This is a genomic window from Parasedimentitalea huanghaiensis (genome assembly GCF_009753675.1).
GTDB classification, from domain to species: Bacteria; Pseudomonadota; Alphaproteobacteria; order Rhodobacterales; family Rhodobacteraceae; genus Parasedimentitalea; species Parasedimentitalea huanghaiensis.
Window position 1 is genome coordinate 22,528 of the sequence record NZ_WQLV01000016.1, and the last position, 18,649, is coordinate 41,176.

The 18,649-nt window shown below is 55.3% G+C and carries 18 protein-coding genes; 5 read left to right on the plus strand and 13 right to left on the minus strand.

The features are described 5' to 3' along the window. Positions 1-145: 145 nt before the first annotated feature. Positions 146-2,053, plus strand: a complete 1,908-nt coding sequence (locus GO984_RS19590) for a sensor histidine kinase (protein WP_245231186.1) — start codon at positions 146-148, stop codon at positions 2,051-2,053. 106 nt (positions 2,054-2,159) lie between these two features. On the opposite strand, the gene GO984_RS19595 is transcribed toward GO984_RS19590, so the two are convergent. From GO984_RS19595 to GO984_RS19630, 9 genes are all read right to left on the minus strand, one after another. Then, positions 2,160-3,509: a sigma-54-dependent transcriptional regulator gene (locus GO984_RS19595; RefSeq protein WP_157024277.1), complete on the minus strand. Its 1,350-nt coding sequence runs from the start codon at positions 3,507-3,509 to the stop codon at positions 2,160-2,162. Beyond that, positions 3,509-3,643 (minus strand): hypothetical protein, encoded by a 135-nt coding sequence (locus GO984_RS23865; RefSeq protein WP_280818120.1) that lies wholly within the window; start codon positions 3,641-3,643, stop codon positions 3,509-3,511. Before GO984_RS23865 ends, GO984_RS19595 begins: the two co-directional genes overlap by 1 nt. A gap of 134 nt (positions 3,644-3,777) precedes the next feature. Continuing rightward, a complete protein-coding gene (locus GO984_RS19600) occupies positions 3,778-4,971 on the minus strand; it encodes a formate dehydrogenase subunit gamma (RefSeq protein WP_157024278.1) in 1,194 nt (397 codons plus the stop codon). A gap of 126 nt (positions 4,972-5,097) precedes the next feature. Beyond that, positions 5,098-5,691 (minus strand): formate dehydrogenase FDH3 subunit beta, encoded by a 594-nt coding sequence (gene fdh3B / locus GO984_RS19605; RefSeq protein WP_138164401.1) that lies wholly within the window; start codon positions 5,689-5,691, stop codon positions 5,098-5,100. A gap of 12 nt (positions 5,692-5,703) precedes the next feature. Next, complete coding sequence (locus tag GO984_RS19610) at positions 5,704-8,598, minus strand: formate dehydrogenase subunit alpha (protein ID WP_157024279.1); 2,895 nt, start codon at positions 8,596-8,598, stop codon at positions 5,704-5,706. Between the two features lie 110 nt (positions 8,599-8,708). Further along, the gene (locus GO984_RS19615; protein ID WP_138164403.1) at positions 8,709-8,900 is read right to left on the minus strand and encodes a twin-arginine translocation signal domain-containing protein; all 192 of its coding nucleotides are present in this window, start codon (positions 8,898-8,900) and stop codon (positions 8,709-8,711) included. 50 nt (positions 8,901-8,950) lie between these two features. Then, positions 8,951-9,577 (minus strand): TorD/DmsD family molecular chaperone, encoded by a 627-nt coding sequence (locus GO984_RS19620; protein ID WP_157024280.1) that lies wholly within the window; start codon positions 9,575-9,577, stop codon positions 8,951-8,953. Then, positions 9,574-10,206 (minus strand): DUF3306 domain-containing protein, encoded by a 633-nt coding sequence (locus GO984_RS19625; RefSeq protein ID WP_157024281.1) that lies wholly within the window; start codon positions 10,204-10,206, stop codon positions 9,574-9,576. The genes GO984_RS19620 and GO984_RS19625 overlap by 4 nt, the downstream gene beginning before the upstream one ends. After that, positions 10,203-10,742 carry a DUF3305 domain-containing protein gene (locus GO984_RS19630; protein ID WP_157024345.1) on the minus strand — a complete coding sequence of 180 codons (540 nt, stop codon included), beginning with the start codon at positions 10,740-10,742 and terminating at the stop codon, positions 10,203-10,205. Before GO984_RS19630 ends, GO984_RS19625 begins: the two co-directional genes overlap by 4 nt. Positions 10,743-11,118: 376 nt before the next feature. Between GO984_RS19630 and GO984_RS19635 the strand changes: the two genes are divergently transcribed. After that, positions 11,119-13,065 carry a 4Fe-4S binding protein gene (locus GO984_RS19635; RefSeq protein ID WP_157024282.1) on the plus strand — a complete coding sequence of 649 codons (1,947 nt, stop codon included), beginning with the start codon at positions 11,119-11,121 and terminating at the stop codon, positions 13,063-13,065. Here the strand turns inward: GO984_RS19635 and GO984_RS19640 are convergent. Then, entirely contained in the window at positions 13,059-13,802 is a 744-nt protein-coding gene (locus GO984_RS19640) for a hypothetical protein (protein WP_157024283.1), read from the minus strand. The genes GO984_RS19635 and GO984_RS19640 overlap by 7 nt on opposite strands. 66 nt (positions 13,803-13,868) lie before the next feature. Between GO984_RS19640 and GO984_RS19645 the strand changes: the two genes are divergently transcribed. The 3 genes from GO984_RS19645 to GO984_RS19655 are packed head-to-tail and all read left to right on the plus strand — an operon-like array spanning position 13,869 to position 16,116. After that, complete coding sequence (locus GO984_RS19645) at positions 13,869-14,936, plus strand: P-loop NTPase (protein WP_167740432.1); 1,068 nt, start codon at positions 13,869-13,871, stop codon at positions 14,934-14,936. Continuing rightward, the gene (locus tag GO984_RS19650) at positions 14,933-15,637 is read left to right on the plus strand and encodes a biotin/lipoate--protein ligase family protein (RefSeq protein WP_157024284.1); all 705 of its coding nucleotides are present in this window, start codon (positions 14,933-14,935) and stop codon (positions 15,635-15,637) included. Before GO984_RS19645 ends, GO984_RS19650 begins: the two co-directional genes overlap by 4 nt. Beyond that, positions 15,637-16,116: a DUF6505 family protein gene (locus GO984_RS19655; protein ID WP_157024285.1), complete on the plus strand. Its 480-nt coding sequence runs from the start codon at positions 15,637-15,639 to the stop codon at positions 16,114-16,116. The genes GO984_RS19650 and GO984_RS19655 overlap by 1 nt, the downstream gene beginning before the upstream one ends. A gap of 102 nt (positions 16,117-16,218) precedes the next feature. Here GO984_RS19655 and GO984_RS19660 read toward each other — a convergent pair whose 3' ends face one another. From GO984_RS19660 to GO984_RS19670, 3 genes are read right to left on the minus strand one after another with little or no spacing between them, the layout of a single operon-like run. Continuing rightward, positions 16,219-17,019, minus strand: a complete 801-nt coding sequence (locus tag GO984_RS19660; protein ID WP_167740433.1) for a substrate-binding domain-containing protein — start codon at positions 17,017-17,019, stop codon at positions 16,219-16,221. Then, positions 17,016-17,726 carry an ATP-binding cassette domain-containing protein gene (locus GO984_RS19665; RefSeq protein WP_157024286.1) on the minus strand — a complete coding sequence of 237 codons (711 nt, stop codon included), beginning with the start codon at positions 17,724-17,726 and terminating at the stop codon, positions 17,016-17,018. The genes GO984_RS19660 and GO984_RS19665 overlap by 4 nt, the downstream gene beginning before the upstream one ends. After that, positions 17,726-18,430 carry an ABC transporter permease gene (locus tag GO984_RS19670; RefSeq protein WP_138164411.1) on the minus strand — a complete coding sequence of 235 codons (705 nt, stop codon included), beginning with the start codon at positions 18,428-18,430 and terminating at the stop codon, positions 17,726-17,728. Before GO984_RS19670 ends, GO984_RS19665 begins: the two co-directional genes overlap by 1 nt. Positions 18,431-18,649 lie beyond the last annotated feature (219 nt).

Here is an 18,649-nt window from a genome sequence, read left to right on the forward strand (position 1 = left end):
CCTCTTGCCTTGCCCCCTGCCGGAATGCCACATTGGCACCAGCACGGGGCGACCATTGGGCCAGCCCGTTGACCACGGGAGCCAAAACTTGAAATCCGTCCGGCTCCGCCTTCTTCTTCTTGCCCTGCTGCCGATCAGCGTATTGATGCCATTGCTTCTGGTTCTGGCCATGACACGCTGGAATGCCGACTACGACGACATGTTGATCGCCAATGTTGACAGCGACCTACGCATTGCTGAGCAATATCTTGGCCGTATTCTCGCCAGTACAGGGACCGACATACGCAGCGTTTCTGAGTCGAGCTTGTTCAGTGATGTTTTACTCGCTCCCCCACGGGAACAGGTGCGTTTTCTAGATCAGCGTCGCGCGGAACTGCAGCTGGATTTCCTTTATTATATCTCAGGCGACGATTTATCAGGGCCGACCTCCAAATGGCCGGTGATCGCGGCAGCCGCAGCCGGTAGTTTGAGTTCCCGAATTGATGTCTTCTCCGCCAGCGAACTTGCCAGTTTTTCACCTGAACTCGAACAGCGTGCCCGCATTCCACTTATTGAAACTGAGGCGGCCGTCCCAACCGCCCGCACCACTGAAGACAGAGGCATGGTGGTTCACGCTGCTTCCCCCGTCACTGTTCTTGGTCACGATGGAGTATTGGTCGGTGGTATCCTATTGAATCGAAATCTGGATTTCATCGACACCATCAACGCGCTGGTTTATCTCAGCGACAGCGCCGGAGAAAACCGTCAGGGCACCGCTACACTTTTCCTCGATGACACCCGAGTATCGACAAACGTACGCTTGTTCGAAGATGTACGCGCCCTGGGGACCCGCGTTTCAGCCAGTGTCCGCCATCGGGTATTAAACCTTGGCCAAACATGGCTGGACCGCGCTTTTGTGGTCAACGACTGGTATATTTCCGGCTACCTGCCATTGACGGACAGTTTTGGCAGCCGAGTTGGAATGCTCTATGTCGGCTTTCTTGAAGCCCCCTACCAAGGGGCAAAACGAGCGGCCTACTGGACCATCGTGGCGGTCTTCATTGGCGTTCTGGTAATCTCGGCGCCACTGTTTTTATGGCTGGCCAAGGGTATCTTCTTTCCACTGGAGCGAATGACGCAAACCATGAAACGGGTTGAGCGAGGTGATCTCGCAGCCCGCAATGGTGAGGTGGGCAGCCAGGATGAAATTGGTCAGGTGGCGGCTCATTTGGATACCTTGCTGAATCAGGTTCAAGAACGTGACCAGGCCCTGCGCGACTGGGCTGAAGAGCTGAATGCCCGTGTAGACAAACGAACGACAGAACTGAGCGCAGCCAATGCAAAGCTGGAAGACACTTTCAAACAGCTGGTGATGAGTGAGAAACTGGCCTCTATCGGTGAAATTACGGCCGGGGTGGCCCATGAAATCAATAATCCAGTGGCTGTGATCCAGGGCAACGTCGACGTCATCCGTATGACCCTCGACGAACGCTCAAAAGAAGTAGAAACAGAACTCGCCTTGATCGACAATCAGGTGCTTCGGATTGATGCTATTGTGGGAAAGTTGTTGCAATTTGCCCGTCCAACCGAATTCGGAGCATTTGAGGAAAGCGTCGATATCGCCCCTCTGGTTGAGGATTGTCTCGTACTCGTGGATCACGTCACGTCAAAGCAAACCATCACCGTAAAGCGGGTATTTGGCCCTGCGCCACTGGTCAACATCAACCCCGGCGAGTTGCAACAGGTGGTTATCAATCTGGTTATGAATGCAGTGCAAGCGATGAAGGGCTCAGGCACCCTGATCCTCAATTTACAAAGCCAATCGCGCGATGGCTGTGAAGGTGCACTACTGTCCGTCACCGACAGCGGTCCGGGGATTGATGAAAAGAGCCTAGGCTCTGTATTTAATCCGTTTTACACCACCAAGCCCGGCGAAGGCACCGGACTAGGGCTCTCAATTAGCCAGACCCTAATTCAACGGGCTGGCGGACTAATCTCAGTGCGCAACCTTGCCCAATCAGGCGCCCAATTCATCGTTTGGCTGCCCGCTGACGTCCAAAATAAACGGCACTAGAGCCCGACATATCTAACATAGTTCCGGCTTCATCTAGCTATAAATATCTTGGGGTGAATTGCCCGTCTGGGCAAGAGGGGCAACGCCCCTCCCCGCTGTCACCGGATCAAAACCCCCATGAGGCGCATTTTCGATCGATGGTTTTGCGCGACACACCAAGTCGGCGTGACGCCTCTGCACGGTTGCCCTCACATGCATCCAATACATGCATGATGTGGCGCTGGGTGACGAGATCAAGCGTTTCAATTGCCGCCGCACCTGTGATTGCGCCTGTGCCGGAAAACTCTTCTGGAATTTCGCCTAAGATCACTGAGCGCTCGATCAGATTGCGCAATTCGCGCACATTACCCGGCCAATCGTATCGGCTGAACTTCAGTAATGTTTCTTCATTCAACTCAAGGGCTGGCATGCCCAAGGTGGTCGAAAATTGCTCCATAAACAGCGCCGCCAGTTCAACGATGTCCTCTACCCGTTCCCTTAATGGGGGCATCACGATCTGCACGACATTGATGCGATGATACAGGTCCGCGCGGAACCGGCCATCGGCCACGGCCTGTTTCAGATCAGCATTAGTGGCAAACAAGAACCGCAGATTCAGTGGGATGTCACGCTCTGCACCAACTGGACGGATGCGTTGATCCTCCAGCACCCGCAGCAGCGCCGCCTGCACTTGGTCCGGCATTTGCGCCACTTCGTCCAGAAATAGCGTGCCTCCATCAGCGTGCAGGAACAAACCATCTTTGCGCCGATCCTTGTCGTCAACCATGCCAAACAGCTCGTGCGCAATCCGGTCTGGCGCGATAGCCGCACAATTGACTGCAACAAAAGGCTTTCCAGCCCGTTCGGACAAAGAATGCAAGGTTCGGGCTGCGATTTCCTTGCCCGTTCCACTGGCCCCCATGAACAAAACCGGAGTGGGCAGCGGCGCAAGTCGCGTCAGCATATCACGCGCCTGACAGATTGCTGCAGATTTGCCCAGCAAGCGACCCCGACCAGCACTGCCTTCAGCCGACAGTTCGTGCTTCAACAGGTAGTTTTCGCGCCGCAGATATTTGCGATCTAACGCCCGCGCCACCGAGTTCAGGATCTGATTGGCCCGAAAGGGTTTGAGCACAAAATCGGCAACCCCGATACGCAGCGCCTGAATGGCCGTCTCTAGATCAGCGTAGGCTGTGACCAAAATTGTATCAGCAAACAACCCTACCCGGCGCTGCTCCTGCACCCACTCCAATCCGGTCTTCCCTGGCATGATATTATCCAGAACAACCAGATCAAAATGGGATTGATCCAAGATCGCCGTTGCTTCAGCAGCTGACGCGGCCTGTTCCACTTTTTTGCAGCGCGGCGTTAGGATCTTGGTCAGGAAATTCCGCATGCCGGGTTCGTCATCAATCACCAGTATCGAGGCCCCGGCCAGGCTTTCCCCATATTCGTCACGCGCCACAGGGGTCTGCATCACTTCACCACATCTAGTCGGACGGACGCCCCAGACAGTTTTTCATGCGAAGCAAAACCTGCCTGGTTCAACAGCAGATTGGCACCCAAAGCAATCACCGCTACTGCAGTAAACCCGGTCAACATGGCTTTCATCGTTTCAGTTCTCCGGCTGTGGTTAAATGTATCAGAATTTCAATCGGGCTGGGCCGCTCTTGCGGTACAACGGTATCAGATCCGGTGCGACTTGACGAACAGCCAAACGGCCGCACCGAAAACGTGAAGGCGAATTAGTCCGCTGGCGACTGCTTAGTGGGATTACCCTGCGAAGTATCTTGCTTCTGCTGGATATCTTCGAGCCAGATACTATGGTGCTGTTTGGCCCAGGCCTCGTCGACCTCTCCGCTGCCCATCGCATCGTATGCCCCTTCCATACCAACCGAACCGATATAGATATGCGCAATGACGATCGCCATCAGCACAAAGGCCAGGATTGCGTGCCACAGCTGAGCCAGTTGCATCTCTTCTTGTGGCGCCAGCGTTTCTGACAATTCTCCAAGTCCCAGCAGGCTCGACAGCCCAATGTCGTTTACCACGGCAAACGTCTTGGCAAACATCGGTAACTCATATGGAAACAGCAGAGATACACCCGTGATCGAGATGGAGGCACCAAACAGAACAACAGACCAGAAGATCACTTTTTGCCCGGCGTTGAACTTCTTAGCTGGAGGGTGCTTGCTGCCGACGATACCGCCAGCCTGTGAAATCCAAACCAAATCCGTGCGATCTGGCAGGTTATGTACGACCCACATGACAAAGATAATCACCAATCCAACGATAAAGGCCCAGGCGACGTTGTTGTGCACCCATTTCCCCAACTCCAGAAATGTCGCATTTGCTTCTTTCCCAAGATATGGGGCAATCGCCACGCGGCCAAACAATATAATCAATCCGGTAATGCCCAGCAAAATAAACGACCCACCCAACAACCAATGGCCAAAGCGTTCAAACGCCTTGAAACGGGTCACTGTGCGGCCTGTTTTTTCACCATCTAAGGGAATTTTACCACGCAACAGATAGAACACGACCAGCGATGCGAGCGTTCCCAGCAGTAACCAACCACCATACTCGCGCAGAGGCCCGGCCCGAAAAGCCAGCCATTTCATACCACCATCCTGGACCAGAACCGTAGCGACTTCACCGCCAGCCGACACCCGAACGTCGGCCGAACCATAGCGCAATGCGCGCCAAAATTCAGGGTCTGAAACACCTCCCTGTGTCCCCAGTTGTGGTACGCCCGGCAGACTGGCTGAATCGCCAACGTTTTCACGTCGAAAAGTGTCGTCAACTGCGACACTGTTCTGGCGTGCCATAATGTCAGCAAGCGTTTGAGCCCCGCCAGTGGCGGAACGATCAGGTGTGGTTTGTGCTGTAGCTGGCAAGGCCATGGTCAGGCATACCAGTAGCCAAAGAAGAACGCGCATTGGGTCCTCGACATTCTGTAAATTGAAAAGCGTCCCGTCTCCGGACGGACAACGGGCTGGAAGTTCTAACATTCCAATAGGTTTGCTACCGGCGGCCTTCACAGCCGCCGACAATACTATAGTGGCCTACTCGCCCTTTTGGTCGTAGGCAGTGCCCCAACCCCAAGCACCAGCACCAAAGCCGCGAGAAACGATGCGCTCACGGTAGACCGCGGACACGACGTCGCCGTCACCGGCCAGCAGTGCTTTGGTCGAGCACATCTCGGCGCAGATCGGCAGCTTGCCTTCAGCGATCCGGTTGCGACCATACTTGGCGAACTCAGCAGTGGAGTGGTTTTCTTCCGGTCCACCGGCGCAGAAGGTACACTTGTCCATCTTGCCACGGCTGCCGAAATTGCCGGCCTGCGGATACTGCGGCGCACCAAATGGGCACGCGTAGAAGCAGTATCCACAGCCGATGCACAGATCCTTGGAGTGCAGCACCACACCGTCGTCGGTCTGGTAGAAGCAATCCACTGGGCACACGGCCATACAAGGCGCATCCGAACAATGCATACAGGCGACTGAGATCGACCGTTCACCGGGTTTACCATCGTTGATGGTGACAACACGGCGGCGGTTGATACCCCAGGGCACCTCGTGCTCGTTCTTACAGGCGGTGACGCAGGCGTTGCATTCAATGCAGCGGTCGGCGTCGCAGAGGAACTTAGCTCTTGCCATCTTTCTTTCTCCTTATGCTGCGCTGATGCTGCAGAGAGTACATTTTGTCTCCTGCATCTGGGTGACGCTGTCATAGCCATAGGTCTGAGCAGTGTTTGAGCTTTCGCCCAGCACATAGGGGTCAGCTCCGTCGGGATATTTGTCCCGCAGATCCTTGCCCTGGTAGTGCCCACCAAAGTGGAACGGCATAAAGGCTACGCCTTCTCCGACCCGCTCTGTCACCATCGCCATCACTTTGACTTTGCCGCCTTCGGGGCTTTCGACCCAGACCTGAGCCCCATCACGCACGCCAATATTGTTGGCGTCTCGGGTGTTGATCTCGACAAACATGTCTTGCTGCAACTCAGCCAACCAAGGGTTGGATCGGCTTTCTTCGCCGCCACCCTCATACTCGACCAACCGGCCGGATGTGAGAATGATCGGGAAGTCCTTGGACACGTCTTTCTTCTGGATCGAGGCATACAAAGTTGGCAGACGATAGGCCTGGCGGTCTTCGTATGTTGGATAGTCTTCGACCAGATCACGACGGTTGGTATACAGCGGCTCGCGGTGAACAGGCACCGGATCCGGGAAAGTCCAGACCACAGCACGGGCCTTGGCGTTACCAAACGGAGCACACTCGTGCTTGATCGCAACCCGCTGGATGCCGCCCGACAGGTCGGTTTTCCAGTTGGTCTTTGGACCTGCAACGGCATCAATCGATGCGCGTTCCTCATCCGTCAGATCACCGTCCCAGCCAAGATCCATCAGCATCTGCATGGTGAATTCCGGATATCCATCCTGGATTTCCGAGTTCACCGAGTAAACGCCATCGGCCAGAAGGTTGTCACCGTCCCGTTCAACACCAAAACGGGCACGGAAGGTAAGGCCACCCTCAGAAACCGGCTTGGACATGTCGTACAGGTTTGGCGTACCAGGGTGGTTCATCTCGTCCGTACCCCAACACGGCCATGGCAGACCATAATAGTCCCCATCTGCCGGTCCACCAACAGCCCGCAAGGTGGTGCGGTCGAAGGTGTGCTGGTTGGCCATGTGCTTCTTCAAGCGCTCTGGGCTTTGGCCGGTATAGCCAATGGTCCACAGACCTTTGTTGAGTTCGCGTGTAACGCTTTCAACATTTGGCGTGTTTTCATCGTCCATTTCGATGTTACGGAAAAAGCGATCGGCCCAGCCAAATTTGTTAGCAAACAGACCCATGATTTCATGGTCAGTTTTGCTCTCAAACAGCGGATCAAAGATCTTATCCCGCCACTGAAGCGACCGGTTTGATGCTGTAACCGAGCCATATGTTTCGTACTGCGTACAGGCTGGCAACAAATAGCAACCATCGGTACGGTCATGCAAAACAGCCGAGACGGTGGGATACGGGTCGATCACGACCAGCATGTCCAGCTTCTCCATCGCTGTCTTCATTTCCGGACCACGGGTCTGCGAGTTTGGCGCGTGTCCCCAAAGAACCATCGCCCGCACGTTGTTGGGCTGGTCGATATTGTCCTTGTCTTCCAGAACGCCATCAATCCAACGGCTGACTGGGATACCCTTCAGGTTTTGTAGCGATTTATCTTTACCGTCTGCACTCTTCAACATGTCGAACTGGCTGGTCAGCCATTCGGGATCTTCATCCCAAACGCGTGCCCAATGGCCCCAGGCGCCTTTGGACAGGCCGTAGTAGCCCGGCAAAGTGTGGCTTAGAACACCAAGGTCGGTGGCACCCTGAACGTTGTCGTGGCCACGGAAAATGTTGGTCCCGCCACCACTTGTGCCCATATTGCCCAGCGCCAATTGCAGGATACAATATGCACGGGTGTTGTTGTTGCCAGTGGTGTGTTGCGTACCACCCATACACCAAATCACGGTGCCGGGACGGTTGTTGGCCAATGTCTTGGCAACCCGGTGCAGCTGCGATCCGGGAACACCCGTTACGCGCTCAACCTCTTCTGGGTTCCACTTTTTGACCTCTTCCCTGATCTGGTCCATGCCCCAAACACGGGTGCGGATGAACTCTTTGTCTTCCCAGCCATTTTCAAAGATATGGTACAGGATACCCCAAACCAACGCGACGTCGGTGCCAGGACGGAGGCGGACGTACTCGTCAGCATGGGCCGCAGTTCGCGTGAAACGCGGATCACAAACGATCAGCGGCGCGTTGTTTTGTTCTTTGGCTTTCAGGATGTGCAGCAAGGAAACCGGGTGTGCCTCGGCTGGGTTGCCGCCAATCACAAAGATGGCTTTAGAGTTGTGGATGTCGTTGTAGCTGTTGGTCATGGCGCCGTAGCCCCATGTGTTGGCTACGCCAGCCACGGTTGTCGAGTGACAGATCCGCGCCTGGTGGTCGACGTTGTTTGTGCCCCAATAGGCCGCAAACTTGCGGAACAGATAGGCCTGTTCGTTGCTGTGTTTGGCCGAACCAAGCCAGTAAACACTGTCAGGTCCGCTTTCATCGCGGATATCCATCATACCGCCACCAATCTCGTCGATCGCCTGTTCCCAGCTGATGCGCTTCCATTCACCACCCTCTTTTTTCATCGGGTACTTCAGGCGACGTTCACCGTGGGCATGTTCGCGAACGGCTGCACCTTTGGCACAGTGGGCGCCCAAGTTGAACGGGCTGTCCCAACCAGGCTCTTGCCCGACCCAGACACCATTTTGAACTTCGGCAACCACAGTACAGCCGACTGAACAGTGGGTACAAACGGACTTTACGGTTTCGACAGCGCCCGCAGCAGCAGTTGCTGCATTGGCCCGCGCCACAGAACCGCCAGTGGCGGCAATCGCGGTCAGGCCACCGATGGCCAGACCAGAACCACGCAGAAATGCGCGGCGGTCAACGGAGCTTTCCGCGACCTTGGAGAGGATACTTGTCCGCTGGGAGCGTCTCGCAACCCCGTTGGTCTTTTTCCTAAGCATTATAACCTCCCTTGCTACCCGTTAATTCGGGCTTGCTAGGTTAACAAAAATCAGCAGGCGGTCGGGCGTCTCGCAACCAGTTGCCTGCAGTGAATAACGTCGAGCGGTGTCTAGAACCGCACGCTGTCGAGGTAAGCGCGGGTATGCGCTGTATCCTGCATCTTGCTTGATGACAGGTCGGGTTCTGCGGCCTGCGCCTCGCCCCCCGTGGTCGCCACAGCCACCGCAGCCAGCGGTGCCGATGTTGCGGCCATCTTCAGAAAGTCTCGGCGGCTCGATGCCTCCTCAGTCTTCCTTGTCATGAGTTTTCCTCCTCATTGGTGATAGACGGTTGCCCGCCCGACTATGCGGATCACTCCGCGCTCATCCGAAAACCTTCGGACTCGATCTCCATGAACACCCGGCCAACTGCGCCAACCGAGGCATAAAGAACCGAGTTCTTGGCGGCCTCCAGGTCCGAAAAGAAATGCCCAGCCCAAGGGCCAATGTGCTTATTGAAGAACGTTTTCTGGTCAACCAAGCTCGCCGGTTCTCCAAAACGCCCCACAATCAGAGCGCCCATCATTTCCATCAGTGAAGCAATATTATCCTCGGGCTCATAAACGTTCTGACCGCGAGTCATGCCACGTGCGGCCATGTCTCGGCGCAAAGCCGCAAGAGGCTTTTCATTCAGGAAACCCGTCAGATAGTAGCTGGCGTAGGGCAGCAGTTCGCCGCGTCCCAATCCAATGAACAGCTTATTGAATTCACTCTCTACCGTAGCAGCCTTGGACAGGCTCGCCAGCTTGGCCAGTGCGTTGATCGCGGTTCCAAGATCGCCGTCATCTCCTGACAATACAGCCGTTTGTTCCAACAACATCTGCTCTGGGGGTGTTGCAAGCAACAGGCCTAAAAAGTTGTATAGATCCGCCCTCAGGCGGTCTTCCTCAGTTACGCGGATTTCGTCGGCCACGGCTGTCATTGGCGTCTCCTCTGTCATGTCTCAGCAGCTCCTTCATCAAACGCAAAGCGCATTCGGCGCGGAGCAGCATAGACGTGCAATTCATCAGCTTCATGTGCAGTATCGGCGGGCGCAACATAGGCCACCTGCGCGGCCGCCTCTTGTTCCGGTTGTTCGATGTTGATCTCTTCGATCATCCCGGTCTCGTCTTCCGAAGCCTCGCTAATTTCGGCGAGTTGCTGTTTAGCAGCTTCAGCCTCTTCTTCTGCTTGGCGCGCCAACTCATCGACGTGAGCGGTCATGCCTTTGCCAACTTGATAGGCCGTCGGAATATTTTCGATCACACAGGAAGCGTCGGTGAAGTCTTCACCGTAGTCGACCAGCCCGTCAATATTTGCCAACACTGGGTTCGTTAGCCACAAACGGCGCAACGCGCGCGTTCGAATTCGGGCTGGGATCGTTTCGGTCAGGAACACCTTAAAGTCGTCCCCCTCGCCCAATGTGTTTGGGTCTGGCAGCTCCAAATCAGCCAAAATTTCTGCATCACTTTTTTCCGCAACTCTGACATCACGTTCCTGTGCCTGCAGCTGCACCTCAGCCCGCGCATCTTCAACTGCTTCCGCCTCGACGGCGGCTTTGCGGCGCGCCCAGAAATCAGACCCGCTCATTGCAGTCGTTCCTTCTTGGCCTTCACTGGCGAGCGATAGACATCTGCCAACTGAGAAATCCGTGCATCGCCGATACCATCCTCAACAGCACCAATGTCGGTCTTGTCGCGGCGGCGCTTCTTGAAGCGCTCTTCGTGGTGATGCTCCAGCGCAAAGTCCCGCACCCAGGCAATCAATCCGTCGGGCATCGGAACTTTCTCGATAATTTCTTCGCCAGTATCAGCATAGTCCTGCGCCTCATAGGGCGAGGCAGTGACCAAAGTCACTTCCAACGAATGTTCTGTCGCATCGCTGTCGCGCAGCACCACATAAACACAAGGCACTTCCGCGCTGAGCCCGTGCAGATAAGACTCTGCATCAGACCCGTGCAACTCCAGCGATAGGGTTGCAGCATGAAAATCAGAGACACCGTCCTGTTCACGTAACAGCTGCCAATTGGTCTCAGCCGCGCCTGGTAAAACTGCTATCGCTTTCCATGCGTACTTCGCCCACTGGGTCACACCCGGTGTGCGGCGCAGAACAACGCCAACTGGCATCACATCAAATTTGTCCGGATTGTGGATCAAGCGCTGGCAGTCCAATTTTGTCAAATTTCCTAGTTAACGTGCCCCAACCAACCGTCTTTTCAAAAGCTGCTTTTTGCAATTAGACGGGGAATTCGTCACATCCGGACAATTTGGACAGCGCGGAATACCGCGGCATGCAGGAACGGTCGTTTTGTCTAATTCGACGAAATCACTCGACAATAGGTACAGCTACCAATTCAGCGAATCATCTGGATTGATTCGCTGAATTCCGGGGTGTCCAGCAGTCTCAAAACTAGTTTACGAAGGCGAGGAATCATGCCTAGTTGGAAGCCAACACAGGGTGTCTAGCACCCCTTCTGCCAGTCTAAATGCAAGCGAGGAATACATGGCCAAGCAACTGATTTTATGTGATTGTTCGGGATCACAACAGATCGACGCCACCGCCCTTTCTCAGGCCACTGGGGTCAGCTGCTCCAAACTGCATTCGGCACTTTGTACCACCGGAATCGACACCGCAGCAGCCGCCTTGGCAGGGGGCGAAGCAACTATTTGCTGTGCCCAGGAACAACGTCTTTTTGAAGAACTGGCAGCTGAAATCGATGCCCCTGCCCCCCCCTGCCTCGATCTGCGTGATCGGGCCGGTTGGACATCGGATGAAGGCAATACACTACCCAAAATGTCCGCATTGATTGCCGAAGCGGGACTTTCCGTCCCTGCCGCGAAAGGTCTGGACGTAGTGTCTGAGGGGGTCTGTCTGATCCTTGGACCATCTGAGATCGCTTTGGCCGCGGCAGAAAAGCTTCAGGATGTGCTGGCCGTAACTGTCCTACTGGACAAGACCGCCGAGCCCCCGATGAGCCGCGCCTTTGACGTGGTTCGAGGTGATCTGCGCCAAGCGTCAGGCGCACTCGGACAATTCGAAATCCGCATCGATGCGCTACAGCAACTGGAACCTGTCGGGCGCAACTGGAACTGGAGTGATGCCCGGAATGGTGGCAGATCAAGCTGTGACATTATTCTGGATCTGACTGGTGGCACGTCACTGTTTCCAGCCCCGGAAAAACGCGAAGGCTATCTGCGTGCCGACCCTGCACATGCGCCTTCGGTAGCCGATGCTCTACTACAGGCATCCCAGATGGTCGGCACTTTTGAAAAGCCGTTATATGTGCGCAATGAACCGCTACTCTGCGCTCATTCCCGTGCAGGCCAGACCGGTTGCACCAACTGCCTTGATATCTGCCCGACCGGCGCCATCAGTTCTAGTGGTGACCATGTTAGCATCGATCCGATGATCTGTGCCGGGTGCAGCTCCTGCGCCACCCTGTGTCCTTCCGGTGCGCTCACCTACGATGCACCTCCTACAGACAGTCTGTTTCGTCGTATTCAGACCCTGGCCAAAGCCTATCTGGCCGCAGGTGGCGTCGCGCCGCGTCTGCTGGTTGTAAATGGACACGGCGGCGAAATGATCAGTTTGGCGGCGCGTTTTGGCCGTGGCTTGCCCGTTGATGTTGTGCCATTGGAGGTCGAGGCATTGAATACCTTCGGCCATGCTGAAGTCCTCGCCGCTTTAGCTGCTGGTTTTGCCACAGTCGACATCCTGCTCGCCCCCGGTGCCGAGCGCGACGTAATGGAGCGTGAACTGGCATTGGCAAATGCCCTTGGCGGCAACAAGACAACCTTGCTTGACTTAAACGACCCAGATGCGCTGAGCGAAACCTTGTTTGGTGTCGAGGTGCCCGCAGCCCTGGGCGATGTCATTCGACCAATGGGAACCCGTCGCCAGATCACTCGCCAAGCAACTAAGGCGCTGATGCCTGACGCTGGGGTACTTCCACTGCCCTCGGATGCTCCCTACGGGGCCGTTTTAGTCGATACCAGCGCCTGCACCCTGTGCCTGTCCTGCGTATCGCTATGTCCTTCGGGTGCGTTGGGCGATAACCCCGACCTTCCCCAATTGCGGTTCCAGGAAGACGCCTGTCTGCAATGTGGTCTCTGTGCCAATATCTGCCCCGAAAAAGCAATCACGCTTGAACCACGTCTAAACCTGACCGACAGCGCCCTGTCGCAAACGGTCCTGCATGAGGAAGAACCGTTTGCCTGTGTAGAATGCGGCTCACTCTTTGGGGTTAAGTCCACGGTTGAAAAAATTGTCGAAAAGCTGGCGGGGAAACATTCGATGTTCCAGAATCCTGGGGCTGCGCGGATGATTCAGATGTGTGACAATTGCAGGGTTGATGCCCAGTATCATCAGGAGAACAACCCCTTTGGTGGCGGTGACCGGCCGCGCGTACGTACCACCGACGACTACCTCAGCAAGCGTCGCGATCACTGATGTTGCAACGGAGCTCCCAGATCTGCAGGCGGCAGATTGGCGACATAGGCAAGGATTGCCTCCAACTGATCGAGGGTCATTTCAACCGGCACAATTGGCGAAGGTCGATCCGGTGCAAAAGGCTCAGTCACGCCCTCCACCTGCGTAAAAGATGGATGTGGGTTGAGGACATAGAAAGTCTGGAAACGCTCAACCCAGTTCTCCAGTGTTCTCAGTACAAAAAACGACGGGGTAGAGCCGATAGCATTCATCCGCTCGTCATCCCGCACCACATGACAACGGCCACACATCCGGCGCGACAGATCCTGGCCCAGCGCCGCGTCACCGTCAAATACAACACCCGCGTCCAGTGCCTGCTTGGTGAGGGGCAACGTAAACATCTGGACACCACCGGGCGCATAGCTCGTAATAGTACGCTGACCAATGTCCGAGTCCAACCAGCTCAGGAAACGCTGCACAGCTTGTTGCTCCGGCGCCAAAACCTGCATGTACCAGGTCGACCGGGGGCCAACAAAAACCGGTTCACCGGTCGCGCCCAGCGCAATGTCATGTGCCTGACCCGCTGTGACGACCTGAACCCGAATTTGGGTCTTGAGCGAGAACCGCGGCAACAGGTGCTTCAGCAAGCCACTGTCAACCAGAGCCTGCGGCGCCATCAGCCGCACCAACCTGTCATCAGCCCGTGCAATCGGCGCGAAACTCAGGCAAATAGAAATCAGAACAATCAGTCGGGTCATGCGAAATGGTAGAAAACCACCGCCCCCTTCGTCAAGCACCCCTACAACCCAAGGAGCAAGACAAACGTGTCTCTCACCCGTGAATCCGTCCTCGCCGCGCTCAAGTCCATCACTGACCCAATCAGTGGCAGCGATATCGTCAGCGCCGGCGTCATGCGCGCCCTCACAGTCGAAGGGACTGAGGTCCGCTTCGTCCTCGAAATTGACCCTGCAAGCGCCGAGGCCTATGGCCCGGTGCGCGACGCCGCCGAAAAAGTTGTGACCGATATTGTCGGTGTCGACAAAGTTTCGGCCCTGCTGACCGGTCATGCCGCCAAGTCCGCCCCACCGGACCTAAAACCATCAAAACCCGCACAGCCGCAGGGCCCGCAAAAAATTCCCGGTGTTGACCGCATCATCGCTGTTGCCTCAGGCAAGGGCGGCGTGGGAAAATCTACTGTTTCAGCCAATCTGGCCTGTGCTCTGGCAGCTGAGGGCCGCCGCGTTGGATTGTTGGATGCTGATGTTTATGGCCCGTCACAACCGCGAATGTTGGGGATCTCGGGTCGCCCCGCCAGCCCAGATGGAAAAACCATCCTGCCAATGCGCAACCATGGCGTCACAATGATGTCGATCGGGCTGATGACCAACGAGGATCAGGCCGTCGTCTGGCGTGGACCAATGCTGATGGGGGCGCTGCAACAGATGATGATGCAGGTGCAGTGGGGCGCTCTGGATGTGCTGATCGTCGACCTTCCGCCCGGCACCGGCGACGTACAGATGACCTTGGCGCAAAAGGCAGAAGTGGACGGTGCTATCGTGGTTTCAACTCCGCAGGATGTGGCTTTGATCGATGCACGCAAAGGCATCGATATGTTCAACCAGCTCCACGTCCCAATCCTGGGCATGATCGAAAACATGTCGACCCATATCTGTTCCAATTGTGGCCACGAGGAGCATGTCTTTGGCCATGGGGGCGTGGTCGCAGAGGCAGCCAAGCTGAATGTTCCCCTGTTGGCTGAAGTCCCGCTGCATCTTGACGTTCGTTTGGCCTCTGATGGTGGTGCACCGATTGTTGTCAGCAAACCCGACAGCCCGCAGGCGCAGGTGTTCCGAAACGTTGCTCAGGATTTAATCCAACGGGGCGCAGCATGAGCGACGTCTCCTTTCCCCCACTTTTGCATGGCCATCAGGTCAGCGGCGTGGAGGACCCCTTTGATACAGCGTGTAAAAAGGCAATCTTCGGCTGTGATGCCGGCTTGGTAACCTTCAATCTGGCACCGGACATTCTTCGGGCGGCAATGGTGTTTGCCCCCGAGGTTCCTCTTCGAAAAGCAATGGCAATGATGCCTACCTGCGGCGTAGGGTTTCAAAACGCATTGGGAGCATTGGCGCCACCTGAAGTCGCGGTTCATTTAGAATGGCAGGGTGCAGTCCGGGTCAACGGTGCCCGTTGTGGTAGCCTGCGAGCCGCCGCCAGTTGCTCGGATCCTGAGGTAACGCCTGACTGGCTGGTCATCGGGCTAGAATTGCCGTTGTGGCCCGCTTCCGAAGATACCGGTCATTCACCCGATGAAACCGCGCTTTATGCCGAAGGCTGTGCGGATGTCGAAGCGCCTGCTTTGTTGGAAAGCTGGGCCCGCCATAGTCTACACTGGATCACACGCTGGGAAGACGACAACGGTAGAGCCCTGCACGCTGAATGGCGCAGCCTCGCCCATGGTATGGGAGAGGACACAGTACAAAATGCGCTATCAGGCAGCTTCTTGGGTATTGATGAAGATTTTGGCATGCTCTTGCGTGCTGAAGACACCACCCACATGATCCCCCTGACATCCTTACTGGAGACATCGTGATGCAACTTGCCCGCGCCATCCATTTTGACGAGAGCGACCAACGTGTCTTTGCCAGCCCAGCCCGCACCGGCGAGTGGTGTGTTTCAGGCGGGTTTGAATTTTCCAACTGGGGTGAGTCCGACCTGAGTGGCAAGCCAAAGCAGGCCTTTTCCAATGGCTGGATGGGCTTGGAAACTGCTGGTCGAGTAACCTTTGTCGCGGTTACTCAAATCGAGCAGAGTGAGCTCGACACCTTGACCGACCTGTTGTCCAAGCATTTTGTAGATTTCTATGGTGCCCCAGACATCAACGCCGCTCGTCCAGTTGCGACCGAAGAACTAGCGCAAATGCTAGATCTTTGCGCGGAGCATGATGCCAACACCTTGCTAACCGTATCGCGTGAATTGACCAGTTCTGGCGTCAAAGAGGCCTTCCGCACCATCGAGCCGCAAGCTGCCGGTTTGGAGCAATTTGCAATTCATGGTGATATGGACGCATGAGTTTTTGCCATAGTGCTATCCCTCGGGTCACCTCAGTGATCATACAAAAGCCCCCACAAATTTGCTGGGGCTTTTGTACCGAATAACGTTTACCAACTAACTCTATTTGGCATTGAAAACAAACAACGTCTCACCATTGATCTTGTACTCATTGATCAATGTTTTGGCGCGGTCTGAAACCAGCCAGTCTTCCAGTTTCATCGCCAGGTCATTCTGAACATGATCATGTTTTTCGGGGTTTACCGGAATATACGCATATTGGTTGAACAGTACCGGATCACCAGAGAACAGCAGCTCTAGGTCGCCCTTGTTGCCAAAGTTCAACCAACTGGCCCGGTCTGCCATAATATATGCCCCGAGACCTGAAGCGGTATTCAACGCAGCGCCCATCCCGGCACCAACCGCATTGTACCAGTCGCCAAGCTCCAGTGCATTCAAATCGGCGGTTTGCCACAGGCTCAGCTCTTTTTTGTGGGTACCACTGTCATCGCCACGACTGACAAAGACCGCATGAGTTGTTGCAATTTTCAGCAATGCGTTTGCTGCGGTATCCGCCGAACTTACGCCAGCGATATCCCCTTTCGGTCCGATGAAAACGAAGTCATTATACATGATCTCGCGACGATGGGTGCCGTTGCCACCAGCCAGAAATTCTTCCTCGGCCTTTTTTGAGTGCACCAAAATTGCATCGACATCGCCTGCCGCACCCAAGCGCAACGCTTGACCAGTTCCAACAACAACCAGATGTACCTGCAGCCCCAAATCGGCCTTAATTTCTGGAAGCAGTATGTCTGACAGGCCCGAGTTATGGAACGACGTGGTCACTGCCATCCGCATTTCTTCGGCAAATGAAGCCGAAGTTAAGGCTAGTGAGGCAATCGCGCCAAAAATTATTTGTTTCACTCTACAATGTCTCCTCTTAGAAACGCGCGTCCCTGTTTGGTCTCAGCCCCAGCAAAAAATTGGCTTGCGGGCGTGAATTCGTGGATCCGGCCATGCAGCACAAAAATCACTTCATCGGCCAGTCGTTGGGCTTGGCCCATATTGTGTGTCGACATAATCAACCGGGTGCCATCAGCCGCTGCTGTGGTCAAAATTTCTTCGATCTCACGGGTGGCACGGCCGTCCAGTGACGCACAGGGTTCATCCAGGAACAGTACATCTGGATTACGGATCAATGCCCGTGCCAGTGCCAGTTTTTGCCGCTCGCCGCCGGATAACATGGTCGCTTGTTGCTTTACGGTATGGCCTAGACCAACCCGTTCTGCCCAGTCTTGCGCGCGCCGTCTGGCCTCTGCCTTTGTCACGCCGATCAAGCGTAGAGGATAGGCGATATTTTCAATCACAGTGCGTCGCATCATAACGGGTGCCTGAAACACAAACCCCTGCCGTTTTTGCGCTTCGTCCTTTGGGCAAGCCCATGTCAAACTGCCGGCATTCATCCGGGCAATACCATGTAGCATCTTAAGCAAAGTGGTTTTACCGGCTCCATTGGGACCAATGACGATGGTTACACCTTGCCCTTGCAAGGTCAGGTCAATCGGGCCAACCAATACCTTGCCCTGACGGCGCACCACGGCCTGTTTGGCTTCTAGTGGGAACATCTGCATCACCAGCGGCCCTCACTCTCGGTATGGCTCAATCGGTGGATCAAAAGGTTCACCGTCACAGCCAAAGCAATCAGAATAAACCCAAGTGCCAATGCCAGGGCAAATTCACCCTTACCAGTTTCGAGCGCGATAGCCGTCGTCAGTACGCGGGTTGCATGGTCGATATTGCCACCAACAATCATAATCGCGCCGACCTCGCCAATGGCCCGACCGAACCCAGCCAGGGCCGCCGTCAGCAGTGCCCGTCGCCCATCCCAGAGCAAAGCCTGAATACGTTGAAACTGGGTGGTGTTCATCGAGATCAGCAGGTCATGATAGTCCCCCCAAAGCTCGCGTAGTGACTGATGCGCAATGGAGGCAATCAGCGGCACGATAATAATCACCTGCGCGATGATCATTGCTGTTGGGGTAAAAAGCAGTCCAAACACCCCAAACGGTCCTGAACGGGACAAAAACACATAAACCACAAGGCCCACCACAACTGGCGGCAGCCCCATCAAGGCATTTAGCACTGCGATGGTAATCCGGCGAAGACGAAAACGGCGAACCGATAAGAAGGCTGCGAATGGAAGAGCTATGGCAGAGGCAATCAGCAGTGCCGTCAGTGTAACACGCAGGGATCGCAAACTGATTTCAACCAGATCAGCATCCAACGTCACCAGCAGCCAAAAGGCCTGTGTCAATCCGCTCCACAAGTCAGACATTGCTTCCGGTTTACTCCTCATGGGCCACGGATCGCGGCAGCCTAACACGGATGTTATAGCTTCCAAATCACAGCTAGGGACGTAGCAATAGACAAAAACGACCAACCCGCCCCAAAAGGACAGATTGGCCATTGAATATCTCCCCTTGCGTTGAAACAGGGTCAGTTTGCGCAGGCCAAGGGTATTACGAGCGCGGCTATTTAGTTGGCGAAATCATCG